3 protein-coding genes and 1 pseudogene are annotated in these 3,277 nt (G+C 69.2%); all 4 read right to left on the bottom strand.

Translation table 11 applies throughout. The annotated features are described in order from the left end of the window. A pseudogene (locus ACTS11_RS15360) lies at nt 1-226 on the bottom strand (3'-5' exonuclease); the annotation flags it as partial. Nucleotides 227-303: 77 nt separating this feature from the next. Then, nucleotides 304-837, bottom strand: a complete 534-nt coding sequence (locus ACTS11_RS15355) for a hypothetical protein (protein ID WP_442641174.1) — start codon at nt 835-837, stop codon at nt 304-306. 10 nt (nt 838-847) lie between these two features. Beyond that, a complete protein-coding gene (locus ACTS11_RS15350) occupies nt 848-2,674 on the bottom strand; it encodes a DUF294 nucleotidyltransferase-like domain-containing protein (RefSeq protein WP_442641173.1) in 1,827 nt (608 codons plus the stop codon). A 104-nt stretch (nt 2,675-2,778) separates the two neighbouring features. Continuing rightward, a partial coding sequence (locus tag ACTS11_RS15345; RefSeq protein WP_442641172.1) for a sodium:solute symporter family transporter occupies nt 2,779-3,277 on the bottom strand: 499 nt, incomplete at its 5' end.

Raw genomic sequence — 3,277 nt, 5'->3', positions numbered from 1 at the left:
CGGGCTTGGCCACGTTCTCGTCGAAGAGCACCCAGATCCAGGTGGTGATGGCGAAGATGGCGAGCACCGCGACGAAGCCCGCGATCACGAAGGCCGAAAGCGCGTGCGCCTCGCCCAGCCGGACATAGCCGAGCGCGAGGCCGCCCACGGCCAGGGCCGATGTGCCGAGCGCGAGGGCCGCGAAGAACAGGAATATGCGCAGACGCAGGCTGAGTGTCTTGAACATGTCGCGGGGCCTCCTCCTTGCCCCGGTCTCTCTTGCCCCGTCCGGCGGTCGCGCGGCGCCGGGAGGCGGTCTTGCGATCAGCCCTCCGCGGTCCCCCCTCCGCAGACGGCGCTCACGATGGGAAACTCGGGGTCGGCCGGGCGCCACGCGGCGCCGGTCGGCTCCCCGGTTTCCGAAAAGGTCATGTCGGGCGTGAGGTCGGCCCAGCGGCCCTCGCCGCAGTCGACGAGCGCGGGCACCACGGTCTGCGGGTTCCAGCGCTCCTGCACGCGAAGCTGCACCGCATGGAACCCGGAGCCCTCGGCGGTCTCGACCGTCTCGGCGGGCGAGAAGCCGATGAAACCCTTCACCCAGGGCTGCACGAAGGTCCAGGGCTGGTACCAGGCCTGCTGTTCGCGGGTGGACAGGACCACAAGATCCGCCGGCATGGTCCGGCGCACGCCCTCGTACCAGCCGTATTCCTGGCCGATGGTCGCGACGATCATGGCGAGGCCCGCGCAGACCGGGATGATGCCCTTCGGCAGCCGCTTGCGCGTGAGCGCGCGCAGGGCGAGGCCGACGCCCGCCCCTGCAAAGCCCGCCACGAAGGTCGTCACCAGCATCCAGAACAAGTCGCTCTCCTCAGCTCAGATAGCCGCGCCCGGAGGCGGCGGCGTTCTGCATGGTCTTGATCACGACGAAGGCGTCCCGCAGGTGGCTCCGCTCGAAGTCCGAGAGGTCGCCGGGCGTCATGAAGTTGTCGGGCTTCTCGCCGCGCTTGATCAGCTCGGCCTGATGCTCGAGCCGTGTCTGCGCGATCATGTCGTAGGCGTCCAGAAGGTCGCGCCCGCCCGATGAGGAGACCGCCCCCGTCTCCGCCGCCGAGACGAGCCGTGCCCGCGTGTTCACCTCGGTCAGGCGTCCCTTCAGCGCATAGATCCGCCCGAGGTCCACGACCGGCACGACTCCGTTGTGCTTGAGGTCGATCGTGTTCTTCCGCTCGCCCGAGCGCACCGTCGCGAAACCGCGGAACAGGCCGAGCGGCGGCTGGTGCTTGAGCGAGTTCGAGATCATGTGCGCAACGAAGATCGAGTTCTTCGAGGCCGCCTCCAGCGTCTCCTCCTGGAGATCGGTGAACAGGCCGAAATGCCCGCCGATCGGGCGCAGGTCGAACATGACGGAGGCGAGCATCTGCGCCTCCGGGTTGGGCACCGCGATCCATTTGGCGAAGTACTGCCGCCAGACGCGCAGCGGCTGCCGCCAACGGATCGCCGTCGCCATCATGTCGCCGGGGCAGTAGAAATACCCCGCCTCGTTCAACCCGTCCGAGACGAATTTCGCGAGCTCGGAGAAATAGGCGTCGTCGGGCGGCGTCGCGGCATCGTCGAGGATGAGGCAATTGTCCTGGTCGGAGACGCCGGTCTGCTCCTGGCGGCCCTGGCTGCCGCAGGCGAGCCAGAGGTAGGGCACGGGCGGCGGTCCGAGCCGCGCCTCGGCCAGCGCCAGAAGTCTCCGTGTGGTGGCGTCGCCGATGTCGGTGATGAGGCGCGTGACGACCTGGTGGGGGTTCTGCGCGGCGACGAGCTGCACGAGCAACTCGGGGATGCGCCCCACGATCCGCGCGAGCGCGGCGCTGTCGGGGGCCGACGCGATCTCCTGGATCAGCGCGGCCGAGGACGTGGCCTGGAACCGCGTGAGGTCGGTCTGCGTGAGGATGCCGACGAGCTTGCCCGCCTCGACCACCGGCATGTGGGTGATGCCGCGCTCGACCATCGTGTGCAGCACGTCGGCCACCAGCGCGCCGGGCGGCAGCGTCACGGGGTCGGGCGTCATCACCTGCGAAACGGGCGTGGTCCCCGGCAGGCCCTCGGCCACCGCGCGCGAGGTGATGTCGCCGGTCGTCAGGATGCCGCGCACCGCGCCTTCCTCGGCCGCGATGATGCAGGAGACGTGGATCTCCCGCATCTTGCGCGCCGCCTCGATCAGCGGCGTCTGCGGCGTGCAGGTGAGCGGGTCGCGCGTCATCAGGTCGGCGAGCGCGATGGTGGTGATGTCCTGCCGCCGCGTCCGGGCGGGCCGCGTCCGGTCGAAGAACCGCATGACGCGCGGATGCTTCGCGATGAGGTCGTGGAACGCCGCGGCCGGGATGCGGAGGAGGCGCGAGGGCTCCCCCGCCGTGGCGGTCACGACGGCCGCGCCGTCCTTCATCAGCCCGCGCTCGCCGAAGGAGTTGCGGGGACCGAGGATCGACAGGATCTCGCCGCCGGCGTCGGAAATGTCGATACGGCCCTCGAGGACGAGGTAGAGATGCGTCTGCGGCGCGCCGATCGCGTAGATGATGGCGCCCTCGGGCACCTCCTGCAGGTCGGTCTCGCGGGCCAGCGCTTCGCGATCCTCGGGCGGCAGGGCGTCGTAGGGATGGGTGCCGGCAAGCGTCGCGGCGATATCTACGGTCGTGGTCTCGGACATCGTTCCGGCCCCGCAAGTGAAAAGGCGCACCCCGATGCTTGTCGGGATGCGCCGCTGTCCTGAACAGGGCCCGCGGTGTCGCAGGCCCTGTCTCTTTCATGCGGTCACTTCGACAGTGCCGCACCGGCGCCGCGCGGGATCCGGACGCTCTCGACGAGGTCCTGGATGTGCTGCGGCGGTGCTGCGGTGGCCTTCGAGACGAAGTAGGCGACGGCGAAGTTGATCGCCGCACCGATCGGCCCGAAGTGGGTCGGCGGGATGCCGAAGAGGTGGTTGGCTGCCGTGTTGTCCAGCATGTTGGTGCCGGGGATGAAGAAGACCCCGAGGTAGGTGAAGAGATAGGCGCAGGTCACGACGAGACCCGCGATCATCCCCCAGATCGCCCCGGGCGCGTTCATGCGCTTCGAGAAGATCCCCATCATCAGCGTCGGGAACAGGGTTGCCGCCGCCAGACCGAAGGCCAGCGCCACCACCTGAGCCGCGAAGCCCGGCGGGTTGATCCCGAGCCAGGTCGCCAGCGCGATGGCGAAGGCCATCGAGACACGCGCCCAGAGGAGTTCGCCCTTCTCCGAGATATTCGGGTTGAACACGGACTTCACGAGG

The organism is Roseicyclus sp. (assembly GCF_052168335.1).
Taxonomy (GTDB): domain Bacteria; phylum Pseudomonadota; class Alphaproteobacteria; order Rhodobacterales; family Rhodobacteraceae; genus Roseibacterium.
This window is presented reverse-complemented; position numbering and strand designations above follow the sequence as displayed.

What these genes read in the sequence shown, in the direction of transcription:
- ACTS11_RS15350 (WP_442641173.1), bottom strand. Translation starts at nt 2,674, where the DNA reads ATGTCCGAGACCACGACCGTAGATATCGCCGCGACGCTTGCCGGCACC.